We start from the raw sequence: 20,891 nt of genomic DNA on the forward strand, positions 1-20,891 counted from the left end.
TTGGGGGCACATGTGAGGGCATGCTTGGGATGGTTTGAAAAGGATGCCCCCAGCCTGAGGCCAAGCAAGCTATTGATGAGGATGGGTGGACTGAGGGAGATATGAACCCTCGGCCCTACCCCGTATCAATGGCCGAGCCGTAGTGAGCGCACCACCCACCATGCTAGACAAATGCGTGCAAATGTAAAAAATTATGATGGCACAATGCCTCGGAAACCGGCAATATCCACACGTTCCCAACGGATTTGAAGGAGCGCTTCCGATGACATGGCCAGTCACGCTGAAACTCGACAGCGCAGCCTACCCGCTCAGCGTGGTGCAACGCGCCGCTTATTCCCTGGCCAACACTGTCGCGATCCAGGTCGGTATTGAAACCAATCAGATAAGCCTCACGGCCCACCCCGCTGAAGCAAGGCTAACGCTTTCCCCGGAGCAGGCTCACTCGCTGATCCTCCAGCATCTGAACGACTTCGCCCTACGCGACCATATCAACCGCGAAACAGCAGGGTTGCGCGAAGTCCTGGCCCGAGCCGCGCTCGCTGGATGTGGGGTTTCGCAGTGACACTGATAGCGACAGACGCCAAGCACTACCGCTTGCTGCCTTTTCGATTCATGCGCATGAACACGGGACATGACCGTGACATCCTACTCACCTCTGATACCGGTGAGTACATGCACGTGAACGACGCGCAATTACGAGCCCTCAGCTACTTCGACGTTCAAGCAAGTACGCCTTTTTACAAGGACCTGCTGGCCCGCCACTTCATCTACGAACCAGGCCAACACGACCCGTTCCCGGAAATGGCTGCGCAGTATCGCAGCCGCAAGGACTTCCTCTTCCAGGGCCCAGCACTGCACTTGTTCGTAGTTACATTGCGCTGCAACCACACCTGCCAATACTGCCAGGTGTCGCGGGCTCCTCTGGGAGGATCCGGCCACGACCTGTCGGAAGAGGATGCACAGGCGGCGATCGATCGCCTGTTCGAATCGAACGCTCCCGCCCTGACTGTGGAGTTTCAGGGTGGCGAGCCGCTTCTGGCCTTCGAGCGCGTCCGCCAGATTGTCGAATGGATCGTTGAACGGAACGTGGTCGAACAACGGGATATTCAGTTCGTCATCACCACCACGCTGCACCACCTGACGGAGGAAATACTCGACTTCGCAGAACAAAATCACATCCAGTTTTCGACCTCGCTCGATGGGCCGGCGCCCTTGCACAATGCGAACCGCCCTACCCCGTCACGAGACTCCTACGAACGCACTGTAAAAGGCATCCAATGGGTCCGTGAGCGCCTTGGCCATGATGCAGTTTCCGCGTTGACCACGCTGACTTCAAGAAGCCTCGAACAACCTGAAGCAATCATCGATGAGTATGTAAGCCAGTGCTTCTCCAGCATCTCGCTTCGGCCTCTGAGCCCTTATGGATTTGCCACCAAGAGTGTCCATCGACTTGATTACCCTATTGAGCGATACCTGGCCTTCTACAAGAAGGCACTGGCCTACTTGCTGCATATCAACCAACAGGGCGTTTACCTCTCAGAGAGTTATACGAGCTTGTTGCTGAAGAATATTCTGACACCCTTCTCCTCCGGCTATGTAGACCTGCGCTCCCCCGCTGGCGCAGGCACTGCGGCGCTGGTCTACAACTATGACGGTTACGTCTATCCCTCGGACGAAGCCCGAATGTTGCTGGAGATGGGTGAAGACGGCTTGAGGCTCGGCACCGTGCAGCAACCCTTGTCTGAATTACTCGCATCGCCCGTTATGAATGCGTTGCTCGCCAGTGGTGTAGCAGAAGCGCTGCCGGGCTGCTCCGACTGCGCACTTGTTCCGTACTGTGGTGCTGACCCCGTCGAACACTATGCCCGCCAAGCTGACCCGATCGGACACCGAGTGTTCAGCAGCTTCTGCAAGAAGAACATGGGGCTGCTGAAGCATCTTTTCGGCCTGCTTTGCGATGGTGACGACAACGTGCAGAGAGTGCTGTTGTCTTGGTTGAACAGGCGCTCTTACAACGATGTCCCGCTCCCGGGTTACAGGGGCTGATGGCGATGCTGCGCAAAGATACCCACTTTGAAATCCATCACCTGAATGAGCCGAAATTGCTCAAGGTCATCACTCTGGATGAGTTCATCGAACAAGGCTTGGTTGTTTGTGCCGGAAGCGCTGAGTTCGGTGACCTGCTGCTTTGGCTGCCAAACGAAGAACGGCTACGGAGCCCGCATCTGCTCTCATTACCAGTGGGAGGATTCCTGATCCCGGAGCCAGTGATCGGCGACTTCGACAGCGCGCGGCCATACCTGCACACCCCCAAAGATGCGGATGTCGTGCAGCCCGGCGATGTCATTGCCATCACACCAGGCAGCACGTTGGTGCGAGTGCTCTATCGACGAGGCTCAGACAGCAACCTGCTGTTCATGACCGATCGTTGCAACAGCCTCTGCCTGATGTGCTCGCAGCCGCCCAAAGATATCGATGACCGTTGGCACATCGAGGAGAACCTACGGCTGATCGACCTGATGGACTCGGGCGAGGAAAATCTGGGAATCAGCGGCGGAGAACCAACACTTTATCGCGACGGCCTGCTTGAAATCCTGGCCAAGTGCAAAGCCGTTTTGCCACAGAAATCCATTCATGTACTCAGCAACGGGCGTCTGTTCCAAGACCCGAGCTGGATCGCAGCGCTCTCTGCCATCAGCCACCCTCAGTTGAGCTGGGGCATCCCCCTGTATGCCGACAATGCCGAAGACCATGACCATGTCGTGCAGGCTCCAGGCGCGTTCAGCGAAACCCTGCAAGGTCTTTACAACCTGGCGCGCGCCAACCAGATCATCGAGATACGCGTGGTACTCAATCGCCTGACCACGCCACGCTTGCCCGAGCTCGCCCACTACGTGTTCAGGAACCTGCCCTTCGTGCGGCATGTTGCGCTGATGGGTATCGAAAGCACCGGCCTGGCCAGGAAAAACTACGAAGAACTGTGGATTGACCCGCTGGACTATCAAGAGTCGTTGAGCCAAGCCGTGTATTTCCTGTTCAACCGCGGAGTGCCGGTTTCGATCTACAACTTGCCCCTGTGCCTGATCCCGGCCCACCTCTCGCGTTTCGCCCGCCAGAGCATCTCGGACTGGAAGAATCTGTTCATCGATACCTGCCAGCAATGTGCTGCCGTCAAACATTGCTCTGGCTTCTTCAAATCCCACACCGACCGCTGGCAGAGCCGCGGCGTACAACTACTATCGACCGAGGCCTTTAGCGCCTATGCAAGGAGTGCACAGTGAAATTGCTCGACCGCTGGAAAGTCCTGATCAGTGGGATCAGCCTGCTGCCAATAGCAGGTACCACCCTGGCACAATCGGGCCATCTGCCACTCGCCGATGCAAACTGGCAACCCAACGACAAGCTACAGCCTCCGGTATTTGCCGATACGCTCAATGCGCCAAACACCGTCAACATCTATGCGGCGCATCGCTCGCACAGTTCTCACCGGTCCCACAGCTCGCACAGTTCTCACTACAGCGGCTCAGGTGGCTATAGCGCACCTCGCTACTACAGCCCACCCGCTACTAGTACCCGAGGCTACAGCGCGCCGAGTGCTTCGAGCAGCCCTCCAAGCAGCAACAGCATTTATCAGTCGTCTGGCACTACCAGCGGGATAAGTTCGAGCACTTCTAAGAGTCGCGCGACCAATGAGCAGAAAAGCAATCTGGTCACCCGTGTGCAGACCGCGCTTATGGTGCGCCAGTATTACCAAGGCTCCATTGATGGGGTGATGGGCAAAGCAACACGTGGGGCGTTAATGGCCTTTCAGATGGACAGTGGGCTGACCGTGAATGGCCGGATGGATACACCATCGCTGAATGCGTTGGGTATCAAGATTCCATAAGTCGATTCAGGTTAAAGCTCGCGCCCGTTCAGCAACGAAGGAACTATCCATGCAGCACATCACTCAAGTCGACAACACTCTCTGGGCATTGATCAGCCGCCTGCAAGGCAAGGAACTGCAAACACCGTCGCGTAGCGCCCGTTTCCGTATCACGACCGTTGACGCAAATCGCGTTGTGATTGAGACCGGATCGAAAGACTCGCAGTTGGCGCTGACTCGAACAGCTTTCCAGCAAACGCTGGACTACCTCGCCGGTAACAATCATTTCGGCCAAGCACAAGCTGTGGAAATCAGCTCCAACCATACGTACGAAAACGCCGGTCCACTTTGCCAGGCGGCTCGTTACAGAGCAGAAGGCAAGCCGGGCCGTACCAACATCACCTACATTCTGCCGATTCTGGAGCAGTGCCAGGCAGTCGGCATCCGGTCAACCACCCCAAACAGCACTTGGCTGCTGCCCTGAGCCGCTCCTGATATCTTTACAAGGACGCCAACATGTACGCCAAAATGGACACCTTCCGCCCCAGCAGTGCCGCGTCGTTCGATCAACCCTGCAAGGTTACGATCGACATCGAGTTTATCACCGTCTCCTATGACGACGCGGGGCAGACCTGGCAATACCGAGGCCAGGCAAAAGGCCCGGGGCATTACGAACTGCAAGCAGAAGGCTTCGACGGCAGAGCAACGCTGCACCGCTTTGAAGGCTCGAATGTGCTGGACGGCACTTGGGTCGAAGACGGAGTACGCGGGATGTGGCGAATTGTCTGCCAGCCGATTGATTCGCCATTCGTGCCCACATAAATAAGCTGAACTCGTGGTGGTTTGATGGGCCGCCACGGGGTCATCCACCTCAACTGGCAAAACAAGACGTACATCAAGGTGGCCAAGCATTGCTATCCGCATGGATTTTAGAAGCACTGAAAAAAGTTCAAGGATGAAAATGATAGCTCTGAAAGCAAAACTGCTCACCAAATTCCTGCAATATTCCGTATCCCAGCGGTTCTATCTCGCCTCGGTAGTTACGTACCTCATCACGATTGCAGCTTCCCTATACACGGGCACATCCGCGCTTACCATCGGGACGACGGTCGCGGCTGCATTGATAATCTGCGGATTCATTGCCTGGTGCATCCCTTTCGCCCGCTGGCTCCATACAGCATGGGATAAGCCATTCACCAAAACGCCCATCATCATTATGCATCTGCTTGCACTGCTGGTATCGACAGCATGCGCGCGTTTCGCGGTTGCCGAGACGTTAGGGCTGCCCCCTCAAAGTTTTGATCTGACAGTCGGCTTTCTCGCGTTGCTGTTCTACATTCCATCGTGGCTGCTTGTGGTGGCAATACTCCTTGGTCTGACAGCAGTGCTGATCATGGTCATCGCGATGATCAGCCTGCCATTTGAAGCAGCCTGGCAACATATAACCCGCTTGGCCGCGCTCCTCGGCTTTCAAGCTAAATTCAAGCAATCGCGCAGTATGATCATGTTCCATGGTGCAGGAGCACTGATCATTAGCGTGCTATTTGCCATGAGCTACGGCTACCTTACCGACAACTTCAATCCGGCCTTCAAGGCCGTGACCAAAGTCATTGCACTACGAAGTGATTTCCACAAGACCCCTAACTATCCCGACGTGCGGACTGGAGAATATGTGCATCCATTGGAGAATGGCTTTATCGCTTACGCCCGCGAACTAGAAGACAAAAGTGTCATCATTGGCGTTCGTCTACAGCCTGCCGAGAATTATGATGTCGTCGTGTCAACTATTCCGCCTCTCAAGGTTGCAATAGCAACCATGGCAGAACACGTCAAGCAATCCCCAGCGCTGATTTGGCTGCTCAGTAACACTGCTTCAGAAACTAAGTCTGACTCGATGCTGCGTTAGGCCTGGTTGCCGAGCCAGCAGGACAGCAGCTTGAGACATCAGTGGATGAGTCAAGGCGCATCAGTTGCTCTCCACCGATCCATTTCTTACAGGGGCATAGAAGAGCTTAAGCGACGGAATCTGCATCTTCCAGCCCTGAATCTCCAAAACCCAAAAAACCGCCAATACAGATAAACGGCTTCAAAAAGACAGTGGAGGAAAGGCTTTGATCTGGTACGGACTACCAATAGGACAAATTAAGACGTTGCGGCGAATGATGATGCATCCGCCCGACTTTGACCCAATAAGTTACATTGAGAAAACCCTTCATGAACCTGACTCTCATCCCTCGAAGGAAACGCTGATTCTGGCTAGTGAGTTCAACAGGCTTAGAGAAAAGTTACTGCCTTCACTGGGCCAGATTCATTCCGATCTAGCGAATAGCGGACCATTAAACCTTGAAAACACCACAGCAAAGCCTAGGCCACTAGAATACAAATTCTTAAAGACCAGCCTTTCAGAACCACTCAAACAAGCGCTAACCATTAAAGCTTGCGATGGCATCAACATGCAACTAGACAGGATCTCTGACTCTCTTAAAATAAATGAATATCACGGCACAAAGCCGAATGAAGGCCTATATGACATTATTAGGCTTTACTTTCTTAGCGAGGTGCTTTTTCTTCTGCTATCAAAAACCGCATCCGCGACAAAGCAGGGTAACTCAATCGAAGTCAGACCATCCTCCCATGAAGTCACGAAGCAATTGCATCGAAAGTGGTTTGCTAATCAATGGGAGCAAAATAGCTGCGCAGCCAACATAGCTTATCTTGACATGATTCCTTTAGGCTTCGATAAGCATTCCATGTTCCCTTTGATTATAAAGGCGCTGGGCGAAAAACTTACAGACAAAATATTTTTTGTTCCCGAAGGGGAACTACCATATAAAATTCAAAACCTTCCAAGCATACAATGGGCTAGAAAGCTTTGTAAGCTTGCAGTTCTTTGCTCATGGTGTCAGATCAAGAACGAATTGAATTACGCACCCAATCAGCTCATCAGCAAGATAGGTATAACAACAGACGAAATTCAAAAAATCGAAGAGTTCTCGGAAAAACAGCCAAGACCTGACCGGGTGTTCGATGTCACCAGCAAAGGAATATCCATTAATAACCCCAGCATTACAATACAGCTTCGGCATACAATCAATTATCTCGCCAACAAGATTTCTGACGAGAAATTAAACCATGAAATTGGAATATTTTTCGAAAAAAGGTGTGTGTTTGACTATTTTTTCCGTGAAGACATCAAGAAAAATTACTGCGCATTTGAAGGCTTTGTACCTCATGAACTCGGTGAGAAAAATCTTAACCCTGACGCAGACCTGATAATCAAAGACATAAAGCGAAATCAATATTATTTTACTCAGGTTAAATATCTTCGAACAGGCGGCAGAGCCTATATTCTTGGGGATAGTGACCACCTCGTTACCGACAAAATAAATAAAGGCCTTCGACAGCTGACTGACGCTAGACTTGCACTAAAGGAAGGAAAACTCGACGAAATACTTAAAAGAAAAGGAATATACGACTGCACCAACGAGAACTCACACCTCCTTCTAATTCATAATATTTTTAACTTTGACTTCACAATATGGCCACAAGGCGTGATTTCGTACGAATGGAATACGCTCAGGAACGTATTAAATAATGGAATGGTACGATTTGGCCATAGCCAACAAGCTTTAAAAACTTGGCAGCATGCAAATGTTCTTCCACTTGAAGACCCTGATCAGCTTATAATGCACTACATTAAAAACTCCCCTGCACAAATTGCATGTTCCATCGGCACAATTTTTGATGCTGACAATATTGTAGTGCAAACGGAGATTAATGGAATCGAAATTCGTTGCAGAGGCCTCGGGCTTTGACTCAACCACGACAGCCAAGCATTGCCTGGCTTTTATTGATCGTAAGCGTTCCATAAACCCCAGCGTGTAAACGATGAGGCGGTGCGTCAGCGATGTTTCAATGGTTTTTCTGAAGCACCACACTAAGTGTTCAGTCTCTGAGAGTTATGAGTCCACCTTCGTGTTACGCACTGGTTACGACCCGGACATCTGAACCGGACACGTTCTTAATATAAGAGTAACTGGTGCCGAGGACAGCAAGCTGATCAGCGGAGATTTTCGCTGCTGAAATGGCGGGCTGTACGATCACGAATCTGAAAATCATCTCGTGGTCGTGGCACTTGTTGCGAAGCAGCTCCAAATCCATTGGGTCACCCTTGAGGATTCTGTCGAACCCTTTCGGCAGCGATTGCTGGTACCGTCCCATCAATCGATTGAAGAATTTTTCCTCGGTGTGCAGCCACTTCACCGATCGTGAGGCCTGGCCGCAGACCTCATAGACATCGTTCACACGAGCGCCAGGTCGAGCCTCTCCATCTTTTTGGGGGCAATACTTGCAGTGGTAAAGGTCGACAAAGATTGCGTCTTTGCTCTCTTTGATTGCCACCAAATCCGCAATCTCACCTGCGCTATCATCGTTGAAAATGAATGCATAGTCGTCCTCGATTCGGCTGTAGGTGAACCCTTGGACGGTGTCCATGTTACGAGTTGCTCTCATGGACTCGCTGTGAATCTGAGTGGTCCCCCAGTCCCAAGCCTCAATCAGCGCTATCGGAAGCTTCAAGTCCAAACTATTGGGTGTGTAGAACCGGTAATTGCCCTCGATCATCGAGCCGTCCACGGCTAGCAGGACCAAAGGGTTCATATCCAGGTACTGCTCGAACGAGCTCTCTTCGGCGAAAATGATCTTGACCCCAGGGCAGGAGACTTTGTAGCTGTCGTTCAGTAACCGTATCGTGATGTCAGGCAACAGACGCTCCGTGCCATCTACTGCAATGGCGATGAGGGGCACTTCTAGTGTCGGGTCATCTCTTCGCCGAGGCTTGCCAAGCTCGACATCAAGCAGGTTGAAAATCTCACCGTTGAACGCTAGCGAAATTTTCTGCTCGTTTTCGATCGCAATGGACTCTGGCCAATCAGCATAGAAAAGTCCCGTTGGCCAAGCCCCTTCGATCTTCTCCGAGCGAATCACATCCTTGAGCACTTCAGAAGGGTTGATCGAGGCATCGTTGAGTTTTTGCGAGGCACGTTTGCACCACTCAATCCAGTAAATGATGCTGGAAGAGTTCATCTCCCAGATCTTCCCTTTGTGAGAGCAGCCAACGGTGGTGCGCTGTCCATCTTCATAGCCCGTTGCGAAGATGTTGGACTTTTTCGCAGTGCCGTTCTCGATTTCACTGATGACGATATTGATGTCCCGCCCGACGTGCATCGTGAATCTCAGATCCTTGCGTGTCCTGGACAGCCCCACGTTCTGCAGCTTCATGAGCTTGATGTCGTGCAGGGTTCGGAAGGTAGACTCACCGTTGATTCGCCTGGCATCCTTGGCAATCAAATTCAAAAAACGCGTCGCTTGCGACTCATCACCAGAGGAGTGAATGAAGAGCGTCTTGTCGGGCGCGTGGTAGTACGCCAGGTACAGAATCCAGTTCGTGTCCACAATCGCCGAGGTCTGAGCCCATCCGACGGGTGTTTCTCGTCGGGTCACCATGATGATGGTGTCTGAATCGTCGTTGATAGAAAGGAACTGCAGCGGTTCTTTCTTCTGGGAGAAGTGATCCGCTTTTTCTGGCCGCCAATGGTCGCGCTCCACATGGTAGGCGATCGCACTGATCTTCGGGTTTGGGTTCAACCCGAAGATCTCCTCGGAGTCGGCATCATCCGGGAACTGTTCAGTGAACGCCTCTTTTTCGATTTCGCGGGCGATCTTGTCTTGGCTCACATCTCGAATCACGGCGCTCCAGTCGGCACTTTCCTTGTAAAGCACTGCCATCTGGTAATCGACTTTCTGGTTGGCAATGTTTGAGACGAATTTGGCGTCGCCTAGCGTGTCATCAACCCGGGTTAGCCGACCGATGAACTGTAGCGTGACGGCCGGACTGCGATGCTGGTCGTGAATAGCCGCGATTTTCAGCTCTGGCAGGTCGAAGCCTTCGCCCAGCATGTCCACGCATACGATGATCTTGTATTTCTTCTCGACAATTTCACCCAGCAGTTTGACCCGATTCGGCACCTTGCTGTGGATGAGAATGGGTGAGAGGTCTTCATGCTTTTTGTAGAGCTCAAATAGGGCTTCAGCACGTTTTTGCGATCGTGCACGTACCATCAGTAGGTGGTTAAAGCCTTGCTCTCGATCGCCTCGCAACAACTCTACCGCCTTATCAGCAACCACTTGGTCAGCCAACTCGAGGTTGTATTCGCGCACTGGGTGAAATTCGATCGACTTGAAGTAGCCATCGATCTGCGCATCCTTCAACGGGTAGTTGTAGATAATCTTGCCTTCAAGGGGCTGATTGTCCTCCCTGAAAGGCGTGGCAGTGAACTGCAGGCATGGCTTCTCTTTAAACGCGGTTTTCACCCGCCCCCATGTCATGGCGGCCACATGATGGCTTTCATCGATGATAAGGTGGCTGCAGAGCTCAGCCAAGGCTTGGAGGGACTCTGTGTCGAATCGCTGCAATGCTTGCGGGGTAGCGACAATTACATTCGCCTCGGCAAGCTGTTGGACATCTTCAGCCGACATTCCTGAGCCGATAGCCCTAACCACAGGGTTAAGTGCTGTGGCAGAAACAGCACCGATCTCCCGAAGTTTTTTCAGCCCGAGGCATTTTTCGACAAGCTGGGAACGCAAGGCATCTGACGGGACGAGCACCAATGTCCTTGCCAACCGCCCTGCGATAAGCAGACCAAGCATGGTATCGGTCTTGCCGGTACCCGTTGGCATCACGATCGTTGCCGTCGTGGCCGGAGACATCACCAAGTGGCCCAGTGAAGCGTATAGGGCGGCAAGCTGAGGCTTACGCAAACCCGGCGTATTGGTATCCCGGACTGCCAGGTTGAAGTTGAAGAGGTGTTGCTGCCAGCTTTGATATACGTCTAAGTACTTCCCTGTAGCATCGACCATTGCGCTCACCAAATTGAATGTGAGAATCAGCACCGATTATTAAATGGCTACATGCTATCAGTGAACATCATTTCAGGTGTCCCCCGAAAAGCAGTGCTCAAACGCGCCACGCCCTCTGCCTTCACCAACCGACTATCGATGCCAAACAGTCCAATCTGAGATGAAGGTACACTGAAAGCCATCCGAATCCATCTTGGTCTATTTAAGAAATCGCCATTCGCGATCACTCGCAAAACTGATGCCATTGGGGGCAAAATTGGGGACATATTTGATATTTTTCCGCCTAAAAATACCGTCCTAGAGCCTAGTCAAAATGTTTTTTGGGGATCCAGATAGTCTCTGACCTACACCTCCCTGCCATCAAACGTTGCCCACCTGGATCACGAACACGCCGTACCCTTCCGGCGGTCGTATCGAACAGGTGTCCGTGCTGTGTAGCTCAACCTGGCAACGACTTGAGGCGTACCTGGTGAGACGTCGTATCGTTGCCGGGTTAACTCCTGATCACGGACGCAATCAAGACGATTTGGCAAACCGAATCAAAGATGCAACGCGGGCTTGGGCTGGCCAACGCCATGGCCAGATGGGACCCGGACCCGCAGCGCAATCAGCAGCGCGGCCAGCAGCATCAGCACGGCCGCTGCGACGAATACGCCTGCGCTGCCACTGAGGCTGAACACTGCACCGCCAGCGGCTGCGCCTGTTGCGATGGCGGACTGCACAGATGCCACCACCATGCCCCCGGCGCTTTCCGCCTGATCGGGGACCGCACTGGCAACCCAGTTCGACCACGCCACCGGCACACCACCAAAGGCCAAGCCCCAGACCGCCAGGAGTATCGCCTGCCCCGGCACCGAGGCCGGTAACAGCACCAACGCCAGTGCTGCAATACCGACCAGCGCGGGCATCAATACGAGCGTGGCCAGCGGGTGGTGCTCCAGCAGTTTCCCGGCCAGCAGCGTGCCGGCGAAGTTCGCCACGCCGAAGCCCAGCAGCATCAGTGACAGCCCTTGCGGGCCGATGCCGGTAGTCCCTTCAAGCAATGGCCGAACATAGGTGAACATCGCAAAGTGGCCGCTGTGCACCAGCACGCAACCAAACATGCCCATGGCAATGCCCGGACGCTGCAACACCTCGAGCACGGTGCGCAGACGTGCCGGCCGGCGCGGCGCAAGGGGTGGCAGAGTGAACGACTGGAACACCAAGGTCACCACGCCAACCGCCGCCGCTGCAAAGAACGCGCTGCGCCAACCATACAACCCACCCAGATAGCTGCCCAGCGGCACGGCAACAACTGTCCCGATGGCAATGCCGCTGAAAATGATCGACAGCGCCCGTGGCAACAAAGCGCTCGGCACCAAGCGCATCGCGACCGCCGCCGCCATGCTCCAGAACCCGCCAAGGGCAATACCCAGCAAGATACGCATCAACAACAGCACCGCGAAGCTGGAGGAAACGGCGACCAACAGACTGGAGGCGACCATCAACGTGGAAAAGCCCAGCAACACCCAACGCCGGTCGATACCACGGGTCAGGCCTGGCACCAACAGGCCGGCGAACAGCGCGACGACTGCTGTCACCGTTACCGCCTGGCCAGCCAGCGCTTCGGACACGCCAAGGTCAGTGGCCATCAGCGTCAACAAACTGGCCGGAAGGTACTCAGCGGTCAGTAACCCGAATACCCCCATTGCCAACGAAAAGACCGCCAGCCACGCGGGGGTCGCAGGCTCCACCTCCAAGTCGACGCCAGGATGGCGGTCGGGTACGGCATTACATACACAGTCAGTCATCGTACGGATCTCCCAATCTTCATTACGAGCCGAAGTCTAGGCCTCCGAATCCGGATGATCTATGATTGAAAATCTCTATTTTTTGACCAAAACACCTGAATGATGCCTGCAGATCAGTTTGCTCTTTCTTCGGACCTCATTAACGAACTGTTGCGCGGCATGCGCCTGCGCGGCGTCGAATACCGACGTATTCAGGCAGGTCCTACCTTCGGCTTGGGCTTCACGGAAAAACCTGGGCACGCCTGGTTCCACTTCATAGCCGTCGGCAATGCGGTGCTGCAAATGGAGGATGGCACCCACTACGCGCTGTCTGCCGGCAACGCCGTATTCATCTCCCATGGCGCAGCCCATCAACTGCTTTCCCACCCTGGCGCGCCGGTTCTAGACATCAACCGCCTGGACGGCGCCCCGCTCGGTGACACCGTCAGCGCAGTGGATACCGGAGCCGATGCCAGCCCCACGCCAAGCACTACGTTGTTCAGTGGTTGTATGGAGTTTGAACTGGGCAGCATCCATGGCCTTGGCCAGCTGATGCCGGGCGTGATGCTGATTGATGCCGGCGGCCAGCGTTACCCCGGTTTGGTACCGATCCTGGCAACCATGGAGCGCGAGGTTAGCAGCGCACGGGTCGGCTTCGCCGGTATCCTTGCGCGTTTGGCCGACGTGGTGGCTGCGATGGTCGTTCGCGGCTGGGTGGAATGCGCCTGCGGCAATGCTTCAGGTCTGGTCGCCGCCTTGCGGGATCCGCGCCTGGCCGGTGCACTGCTTGCGCTCCATCAACAGCCAGGCCGCGACTGGACCGTTGCGCAGTTGGCAGCGCACTGTAATACCTCACGCTCGGTGTTCGCGGAGCGCTTCCAGGTGACAATTGGCATGGCCCCGCTGCGCTATGTCACCGAACTGCGAATGCGGCTTGCGAGCCAGTGGCTGACCCTCGAAAGGCTGCCGATTGAAGAGGTAGCGCAGCGTTTGGGCTACACATCGCAGGCCGCATTCAGTCGTGCCTTCAAGCGCATTACCGGCAAAACCCCTGGATTAAGTCGTAAGGTGAGGCAACCCGCTGTTACTCGCAACCGAGCGCAAGTCGTTGATGATCCATGCCTATGACCCATTCACGACTCCAAATCCAGAGTGATTGTCCGCGCATGGATCAACGATGAGAACACCTGAGGTCAACTGACGGCCGGATTGGGGTTTCTGCGAAAAAATCACAAACTGATAGTTTTTGCGAATATCACTGCCCTCATTGAACCTGTACCGTTGCCACTGAAGTTTCGCCCTCCTCGCCAGCCACCTTATTGGCGTCAAAAAATAGAACTAAATATCTCCTCAACAATTCCCGAAGGCCTGCCGATAGAAGTAACAAGGTGTTACGAGCGCAGATCCTCTTGTCTAAACGCTGGTTTAACAAGGCAGGATCCTACAGGGCAGGTTGCGGCGTAACGGTTAGAGCATGAAGCGCTTTTGCTGTTTACTTCACTGAGAAAAATTTATGTCTATAAGAAACATGAATATCGCTCCACGAGCGTTTCTTGGTTTTGCGTTCATTGCTCTATTGGTCGTCGCGCTGGGGCTTTTTGCGCTGAACCGCATGAGCCTGATCCGCCAGGCCACGGTCGACATGGAAACCAACACCATGCCGAGCATCACGCTGCTAGGCAACGTCAATGAATCGGTGCTGCGCCTTAGGGTCTTTTCATTACGCCTGCTGGTCAATCGCGAGCCTGAAATGCTGCAGGAGACCGATCAGCGGATTGCTGAAATAACCACCCAATTGCAAACGGCCAAGTCTGCTTATAGTGCGCTACCGGCCGAGGCGCAAGAGAGAGCTACTTATCAACAGTTCGATACAACACTGACTCAGTATCTTGGGTTACTCAATCAGGCACTGCAGCTGTCGCGTGAGAACAAGACCGAAGAAACCCGGACCATGATTAACACGGGTATGCGACAAACTTCTGACTTGATGACCAAACAACTCAAGGATCTGGTTGATATCAACCGAGCCGCTGCTATTGCAGGCTCTCACATAGCTGGGCAGCAATATGACGGTGCAACGGTTGCCATTATTGCCGTGGCGATAATTGCATCAATGATGACGGTCCTGCTCGCCTGGTTACTGACCCGCAGTATTGTGACGCCTTTGTCGCGAGCGGTTAGCGTTGCTCAGGCAATCGCGGCGGGCAACCTGACCAAACACATTGAAGTCGATGGCAAGGACGAACCGGCGCGCTTGCTTGAAGCGTTGGTGGTCATGCAGCAGAACCTTCGTACGACTATCCAGATGATTTCAGGGTCGGCCACGCAATTGGCCTCGGCAGCAGAAGAGTTGAGCGCAGTCACTGAAGAGTCGTCCCGCGGCTTGCAAAAGCAAAACGATGAAATTGAACAGGCAGCGACTGCCGTGAACGAAATGACCGCCGCTGTCGAGGAAGTTGCGCGCAATGCCGTGTCCACCTCCCAAGCTTCAGAGCAGTCAACGGATACAGCGCGTCAGGGTCGCGACAAGGTCGTGCAGACCGTACAAGCGATTCAGGCCATGACCCAGGATGTGCAGACCACCTCCAACCTGATTGAAGGCCTGGCAGAACAGGGCCGCGATATCGGCAAGGTGCTGGATGTGATTCGCTCCATTGCCGAGCAAACCAACTTGCTGGCATTGAACGCGGCAATCGAAGCTGCAAGGGCTGGCGAAGCAGGTCGTGGCTTTGCTGTGGTGGCCGATGAGGTTCGGGCTTTGGCCCACCGTACGGCGCAGTCGACTCGAGAGATCGAACAGATGGTCGCCGGTATTCAAAGCGGAACCGGCAATGCCGTGCAGTCGATGAGTTTGAACACCAGCCGCACGCTCACCACGCTGGAGCTTGCCCGGGCTGCCGGAGAAGCGCTTGAGCAGATCACCGAAGCCATTTCGAAAATAAACGAACGCAACCTGGTGATCGCCAGCGCCTCGGAAGAGCAGGCCCAAGTGTCTCGCGAAGTGGACCGGAATCTGGTGAACATTCGTGACCTGGCCACTCAGTCGGCAGCCGGGGCCAATCAGACCAGTGCCGCCAGTCATGAGTTGTCGAGATTGGCAGTGGCCCTGAACGGCATGGTGGCACGCTTTGTGTTTTGATTAGCGCTTGACTGAACAAGTGCGGCTGCAGTCATGAGTCTGATGCAGTCCGCACTTCAATCAGCACACTGTAGATCAAGCCTGCAAACCCGTGCGGCATGAGGCTAACCCGCTTTGGCCGCCGTTTCGATCGACTGCCACGCCGCCCGCCCCAGCATGTCCCGATAGTGCCTGGGGCTATTAACCACACGTTTCGATAGCCAGGCCCGTGAATAATTTTCTGCCTGACCAATGATCAGCGACGGCAATAACTCGGCAGGCACGTGCGCAAAATGCTCGGCGATGCCTTGCGCGGTCATCCATTCCAGCAATTTCTTGTTGCGCTGCTTGTTGCGGGCGGCGAGTTCTTCCTTGAACGGACCGGTGGCCACGGCAAAGCGCCCCTGCAGGACAAATCGTGCCCAGTCCGGTTGCGCGTCCACCCAGTCGACATAGCTGTGCACCAGCGCAAGTACCCCGGCCTTGGCGTCACCTGCGTGTTGCAGGTAGGCGTCGCGCAGCCGTTCCTGGTCATCAAGCGCTGCAAAAAACAGCGCCGCCACCAGCCCTTCCTTGCTTTGAAAGTGGTGGTAAATCGCCCCCACGCTGGTATCGCATTCGGCACGAATGGCCTCGATGGTAGTGGCTTCAATACCCATATCGTTAAAGAAGCGCAAAGCCTGGCGCAGGATGGCGCGTTTAAGGTCGCCGCGTCTCCCGGGAAAAACACGGTCTAGCAGATCAGATTCCATGCGGGTGCGCCTGAAAAAGACGAATGGTACGACGACCACGGGGGCTGCAGGAAGCGGCGCTTGACACCTGTCAAATACAGAATTATGTTCTGTAACAGAGTAATATTCTGCAACCAACAAGAAGGTCGTGTTCCATGAGCCAAGCCCTGAGCATGTTCAACAGCGTCGGATCATCTGCATTCAGCAACATGGTCTGCCAGATGGCCCCTTACTTCAGCACTATTACCCCGGAAGTGGCTGAGCTGAGGCCCGGTTATGCGCTGGTTAAAGTGCCGTTTCGCAAAGAAATCACCAATCACTTGGCATCAGTGCATGCCATTGCCTTGTGCAACGCCGCTGAACTGGCGGGCGGCATGCTGACGGACGTATCCATTCCCGCGGGCGGCAAGTGGATTCCGAAGGGCATGACCGTTGAGTACCTGGCAAAAGCCAAAACCGGCATCCGCGCAATTGCCGATGGCAGTGGCGTTGACTGGAACAGCGCAGGCGACAAGATCGTCTCGGTGGATATTTTTGATGAGGCGGATGTGAAAGTGTTTACGGCCAAAATCACCATGAATGTGAAGTCAGCTTGAGCTGAGCGAGGCGCCTCGGGCAACCCTGTGGCGCTCATTGCGCCATTGACCGGGGGCCACCCCGGTGGCGGCCTTGAACGCGCGACTGAGGGCCACATCCGAGCCGTAGCCCGTCTGCTCAGCCGCCATCGCAATCGAGTGCCCCGCCGCCAGCAGTAGCTTGGCCTGATAAATCCGCCAGGTCGCAATGTAGGCCAACGGCGGTATGCCGATAACCGACTTGAACAACGCCGCGAACGCCGAACGGGACATGGCCGCATCACGCGCCAACTGCTCCAGCGTCCAGGGATGGGCGAGGTCTGCATGAATACGCCGCAGGGTTTTCGCCAACTGCTGGTGACTCAGGCCGGCCAGCCAGCCATCGGCCATGTTGCCTTCGGATGCCGCCCACACCCGAATCGCCTGAATGAACAGAATGTCCAGCAACCGACTGACGATATAGGGCGTGCCCAACCCATCTTGGGCCTCCTCCAGGCCGATCTGTTCAAGAACCGAAAGCATGCGCCCGGTATCAGAATCGCTCATGGCAACGTGCACTACATCAGGCAGCAAGGCTGACAGCGGCTCGCCGGCGGCATGGTCGAAGCTGAACAGGGTCGAGAAAAACTCACAGGCCGGCCCTTCACCGCCAAAGGTGACCCGATGGCCTGTCACGTGATCCGCCACCTCCCAGCAGGAGATGGCGACGGTGTCCGGTGTGTCGCCCAACACGCCGTCCACGCCCTGCTTGATGATCAGGCAGTCACCGGCCCTGATCTCGACAGGCGCCTGCCCTATGCGGGTGAACCAGCACTGGCCGCTGGCAACAACCAACAGCCGAGCCTGCCCCCCACTGTCAAACGAAATCGCCCACGGCGCCTGCCCACGCAAACGAACAAACAGGGAGCTTTCCAGGTGCATGGCATTGAGTACGGAGTCGAAGGGGTGCATGGCGCCGACTTTGGACGATGGGTTAAGACTTCGATACTCCAGGCAATGGGCCATCCAGTCAAGCAAGGCCACCATAGGCCTTATTCAGGCCATTGGGACCTGATCGACCGAGGTGACGCATGAAGGTTTACCGTTTACAGAAAATCGGATCCATCGAAGGCCTGGAGCTATGTGAGGAGCCCATCCCGACACCAGGGCCAGGTGAGGTTCTGGTGCGCATTGTGGCCACCTCCCTCAACTACCGAGACTTGGCGATTCTCAATGGCTCATTGCCGTTCGGCGCGCAGGACGGTCGAGTACCGCTGTCGGACGCATCCGGCATTGTCGAGGCAGTGGGCGCCGGTGTGAGCCGGTTTGCGGTGGGCGATCGAGTGGTCAACGCGTTCGTTCCCGGCTGGGTGTCGGGGCCTTTTCGTGAGTTTGCCCCGCAATACGGTCTGCAGCTCGATGGCTGGTCCAGCGAATATCGCACTATTGACCAACAAGAGCTGGTAGCGTTACCCGACTCGATCAGTTTCGAGGCCGCAGCCACCCTGCCCTGCGCCGCCGTTACCGCTTGGTCAGCACTCAAAGGCATCGGCCCGCATCAACGGGTACTGACCCAAGGCACCGGCGGCGTGTCACTGTTCGCCGTGCAACTGGCCAAAGCCGCTGGCGCGCAGGTCATCGCTACCACGTCCTCGGAACAGAAAGCCGCACAATTGCGCGACCTGGGCGCCGATCACGTCATCAATTACCTTGAGCACCCGAACTGGAGCGAGGCCGTTCGGGCACTGACCAACGGTCGTGGCGTGGACCGTGTGGTCGAAGTCGGCGGCCCCGGCACCTTGATGCAATCGGTCAAAGCGGTCGCCATTGGCGGGCAAGTGTCACTGGTGGGCATATTGGCGGCCGGCGAAATGCCAGGGTTCATGGATATTTTCCTGAGCCAGGCACGCTTGCAACCGATTGCCACCGGTAACAGACAGGACCTGGAAGATCTCATCGCCACCGTGGCCCGGCATGATCTCAAACCGGTGATCGACAGCCGCTATGCTTTTGATGATGCGTCCAGTGCGTGGCGACGCTTTGCGGCACGCAATCTGTTTGGCAAGGTGGTGATAACCCAAAACCTGTGACCCAACGTCCGGTACCCAGGCCCTGCCATCGGTGCATTCCTGGGTTTGCTGGAACAAGTCAAAACAAGCGAGAAACGATCGGGTCGGACTCGCGCAAAAGCCTGTTTTTAACGCAGCGTGACCGAGCGCAGCTACTTTACGTACAGAGCCTAACCAAGGATTACCACGCAGCCGTTGTTTAATCGCGGCACAAAAACTTCAAGTAAAAATACGTCCAGCGGCTAACTAAACAACTCCTCCCGCCCTCCCAAAAGGACATCATGAAGCACCCGCTCGATACGCAAAACCCGATTGATGGGGCGCTCGACTTGCAGACAACGCGCGCCCGTGCCGGTGATCGGCGCTTCAAGCACCGGGCACCGGCAAAATGATTGTTTACTCTTTGCTCAAATCCACCAACGGCACCTGGCGCACCTCGGTCGCACGGCCGTTCTGGATCGTTTTGATCTGCTGCAGTGCCTGGTCCACCGCCGGTTTATCGGCCAGCAAGGCGTAGCTGATGCTGAACTGACGCTGTTGTTCAGGACCAATAGTCGGCACCAGATTCAGCGGTCGCTGGTAACGCCGGTTGTACGAGAAACTGGTGCCAGGCTCCAACCCGGTGACGTAGCCCTGGCCGCGGGTGTCAGTGTTTTTCCATAGCGAGAACACTGGCAACTGCTGGATATTGAAGCCCACTGCAACGCCGAGGCTGGCGGCTTTGTTGTGCAGCACCGTCAGCGTGTTGCCTTGGTCGTCGCCGTAAGGCACCACGTTGTACACGGTTTCATCGTAGTCAGGGGTCGGCCCGCGATAGGTCTGCCAGTCGCTCAGGTCGGCTTTGGCTTTATCGTTGAAAGGCGACACTTGCTTGACCGGCGCGGCAAAGCGCGCGCCCTCCTCCAAAAACGGCGTACTGAAGTTGCTGTGGTACAGCGCCTGGTATTCCTTTGGATAGTCGCCATTATTGGTCAGGGTGTCATTGAGCACGAACCGCGCCGTACCTGGCTCAGTCACCAGTTCGGTCTGCACACTGAAGTCCACTTTCTTGAACGCCTGCTCTTTCAACTCACCACGCACCCGAATGGCATACGGCGGGGTTTGGTCGATATGCACTGTGACCTTGCTGGCCGGAATATTCGCTGCGCGGCCATGCAGGGTCAGCAACTCGCCGTTGTCGATGCCCGGATGACCGACCCATTCGTAACCGCAGCGGGTGACCAGTTCGTTGAAGCCTTCCAGCCAGCCCAGACCGCCGCGCCCGTTAAGCTCAATGAAGGCCGGGTTGACCACTTCCTTGACCGGCGAATCCCAGCCCATCCTGGCCTCGCCGACCTGAGCATTGAGTACGTTCATCCCACGGGTCGGCACCAGCGTCAGCTTCATCGTGCCGTTATCAATATCAATCAGGCTCACACCTTCCTGACGCCCGCCATGCAGGGTGCGCATGCTGATGGAAAAAGGCTTGTCGAGCTTGACCCCAAGCTGCTCGCTGGTGATCCGCATATTGCTGGCGGGCTTGTCGCTGTCGAGCAGCACGAAGTCCCAGGCAAGGGCCTGAGTGCTAAGAGAAAGAGCGGCAATGGCGCAGGAAATCAGAGGCATTTTCATGGGCGGTTCCTTTCTTGGAATTATGATTCGCTTAAACAGATGAAACGTTTCAGCGACAGGTCCAGTCTAGTCCCATTTACAGCGCCGGTGTAGCCATCCATGGCCTGGCCACCTGTCTGCGACCGGGTCGAGACTCATGACTTTGCCAGCGCGCGCTCGCGCCTGACGAACTGAATCTTCTCTGGGAAAAATCGTCCAGAGATCACTCAAGACAATCACACAGTGGCAAAATCGCGCTAACTTGAACACTTCGGAG

General features: G+C 55.2%; 17 protein-coding genes and 1 pseudogene. 13 read left to right on the forward strand and 5 right to left on the reverse strand.

What is annotated here, in order from left to right; genetic code table 11:
* Positions 1-262: 262 nt before the first annotated feature.
* The 8 genes from hxsD (at position 263) to PSCI_RS23275 (ending at position 7,680) form a co-directional block, all read left to right on the forward strand.
* Positions 263-562 carry a His-Xaa-Ser system protein HxsD gene (hxsD, locus tag PSCI_RS23240; protein WP_045491561.1) on the forward strand — a complete coding sequence of 100 codons (300 nt, stop codon included), beginning with the start codon at positions 263-265 and terminating at the stop codon, positions 560-562.
* Positions 559-2,046 carry a His-Xaa-Ser system radical SAM maturase HxsB gene (gene hxsB / locus PSCI_RS23245; RefSeq protein WP_045491563.1) on the forward strand — a complete coding sequence of 496 codons (1,488 nt, stop codon included), beginning with the start codon at positions 559-561 and terminating at the stop codon, positions 2,044-2,046. The genes hxsD and hxsB overlap by 4 nt, the downstream gene beginning before the upstream one ends.
* Positions 2,046-3,281 carry a His-Xaa-Ser system radical SAM maturase HxsC gene (gene hxsC, locus PSCI_RS23250; RefSeq protein WP_045491564.1) on the forward strand — a complete coding sequence of 412 codons (1,236 nt, stop codon included), beginning with the start codon at positions 2,046-2,048 and terminating at the stop codon, positions 3,279-3,281. The genes hxsB and hxsC overlap by 1 nt, the downstream gene beginning before the upstream one ends.
* The gene (hxsA, locus tag PSCI_RS23255; RefSeq protein ID WP_045491565.1) at positions 3,278-3,886 is read left to right on the forward strand and encodes a His-Xaa-Ser repeat protein HxsA; all 609 of its coding nucleotides are present in this window, start codon (positions 3,278-3,280) and stop codon (positions 3,884-3,886) included. The genes hxsC and hxsA overlap by 4 nt, the downstream gene beginning before the upstream one ends.
* Before the next feature lie 49 nt (positions 3,887-3,935).
* Positions 3,936-4,349 (forward strand): hypothetical protein, encoded by a 414-nt coding sequence (locus tag PSCI_RS23260; protein ID WP_045491567.1) that lies wholly within the window; start codon positions 3,936-3,938, stop codon positions 4,347-4,349.
* Between the two features lie 32 nt (positions 4,350-4,381).
* Positions 4,382-4,687 carry a hypothetical protein gene (locus PSCI_RS23265; RefSeq protein WP_045491569.1) on the forward strand — a complete coding sequence of 102 codons (306 nt, stop codon included), beginning with the start codon at positions 4,382-4,384 and terminating at the stop codon, positions 4,685-4,687.
* A gap of 139 nt (positions 4,688-4,826) precedes the next feature.
* Entirely contained in the window at positions 4,827-5,771 is a 945-nt protein-coding gene (locus PSCI_RS23270) for a hypothetical protein (protein WP_045491571.1), read from the forward strand.
* Positions 5,772-6,030: 259 nt separating this feature from the next.
* The gene (locus PSCI_RS23275) at positions 6,031-7,680 is read left to right on the forward strand and encodes a hypothetical protein (RefSeq protein ID WP_144403314.1); all 1,650 of its coding nucleotides are present in this window, start codon (positions 6,031-6,033) and stop codon (positions 7,678-7,680) included.
* Between the two features lie 163 nt (positions 7,681-7,843).
* Here PSCI_RS23275 and PSCI_RS23280 read toward each other — a convergent pair whose 3' ends face one another.
* Both PSCI_RS23280 and PSCI_RS23285 read right to left on the reverse strand, forming a co-directional pair.
* Positions 7,844-10,783, reverse strand: coding sequence for a DEAD/DEAH box helicase (locus PSCI_RS23280; protein ID WP_045494797.1), 2,940 nt, complete (start codon positions 10,781-10,783; stop codon positions 7,844-7,846).
* Positions 10,784-11,322: 539 nt separating this feature from the next.
* Positions 11,323-12,573, reverse strand: coding sequence for an MFS transporter (locus PSCI_RS23285; protein WP_045491575.1), 1,251 nt, complete (start codon positions 12,571-12,573; stop codon positions 11,323-11,325).
* A 102-nt stretch (positions 12,574-12,675) separates the two neighbouring features.
* On the opposite strand from PSCI_RS23285, the gene PSCI_RS23290 reads away from it, so the two are divergent.
* From PSCI_RS23290 to PSCI_RS30280, 3 genes and pseudogenes are all read left to right on the forward strand, one after another.
* The gene (locus PSCI_RS23290) at positions 12,676-13,680 is read left to right on the forward strand and encodes an AraC family transcriptional regulator (RefSeq protein ID WP_045494800.1); all 1,005 of its coding nucleotides are present in this window, start codon (positions 12,676-12,678) and stop codon (positions 13,678-13,680) included.
* A 400-nt stretch (positions 13,681-14,080) separates the two neighbouring features.
* Positions 14,081-14,836, forward strand: a pseudogene (locus PSCI_RS30275) (MCP four helix bundle domain-containing protein); the annotation flags it as partial.
* A 21-nt stretch (positions 14,837-14,857) separates the two neighbouring features.
* The gene (locus PSCI_RS30280) at positions 14,858-15,691 is read left to right on the forward strand and encodes a methyl-accepting chemotaxis protein (RefSeq protein ID WP_373568512.1); all 834 of its coding nucleotides are present in this window, start codon (positions 14,858-14,860) and stop codon (positions 15,689-15,691) included.
* Between the two features lie 104 nt (positions 15,692-15,795).
* Here PSCI_RS30280 and PSCI_RS23300 read toward each other — a convergent pair whose 3' ends face one another.
* On the reverse strand, positions 15,796-16,422 hold the full coding sequence (locus PSCI_RS23300) for a TetR/AcrR family transcriptional regulator (RefSeq protein ID WP_045491579.1): 627 nt from the start codon (positions 16,420-16,422) through the stop codon (positions 15,796-15,798).
* Between the two features lie 134 nt (positions 16,423-16,556).
* Between PSCI_RS23300 and PSCI_RS23305 the strand changes: the two genes are divergently transcribed.
* Positions 16,557-16,997 (forward strand): hotdog fold domain-containing protein, encoded by a 441-nt coding sequence (locus tag PSCI_RS23305; protein ID WP_045491581.1) that lies wholly within the window; start codon positions 16,557-16,559, stop codon positions 16,995-16,997.
* Here the strand turns inward: PSCI_RS23305 and PSCI_RS23310 are convergent.
* Positions 16,989-18,002: an AraC family transcriptional regulator gene (locus tag PSCI_RS23310; RefSeq protein WP_197540959.1), complete on the reverse strand. Its 1,014-nt coding sequence runs from the start codon at positions 18,000-18,002 to the stop codon at positions 16,989-16,991. The two genes, PSCI_RS23305 and PSCI_RS23310, sit on opposite strands and share 9 nt — an antisense overlap.
* Positions 18,003-18,046: 44 nt before the next feature.
* Here PSCI_RS23310 and PSCI_RS23315 point away from each other — a divergent pair, with 44 nt between their 5' ends.
* Positions 18,047-19,045 carry a zinc-dependent alcohol dehydrogenase family protein gene (locus tag PSCI_RS23315; protein WP_045491583.1) on the forward strand — a complete coding sequence of 333 codons (999 nt, stop codon included), beginning with the start codon at positions 18,047-18,049 and terminating at the stop codon, positions 19,043-19,045.
* A 375-nt stretch (positions 19,046-19,420) separates the two neighbouring features.
* Here the strand turns inward: PSCI_RS23315 and PSCI_RS23320 are convergent, their stop codons facing one another.
* Positions 19,421-20,635, reverse strand: a complete 1,215-nt coding sequence (locus PSCI_RS23320; RefSeq protein ID WP_045491585.1) for an aldose 1-epimerase family protein — start codon at positions 20,633-20,635, stop codon at positions 19,421-19,423.
* Positions 20,636-20,891 lie beyond the last annotated feature (256 nt).

It is taken from the genome of Pseudomonas sp. StFLB209 (assembly GCF_000829415.1).
Lineage (GTDB): Bacteria > Pseudomonadota > Gammaproteobacteria > Pseudomonadales > Pseudomonadaceae > Aquipseudomonas.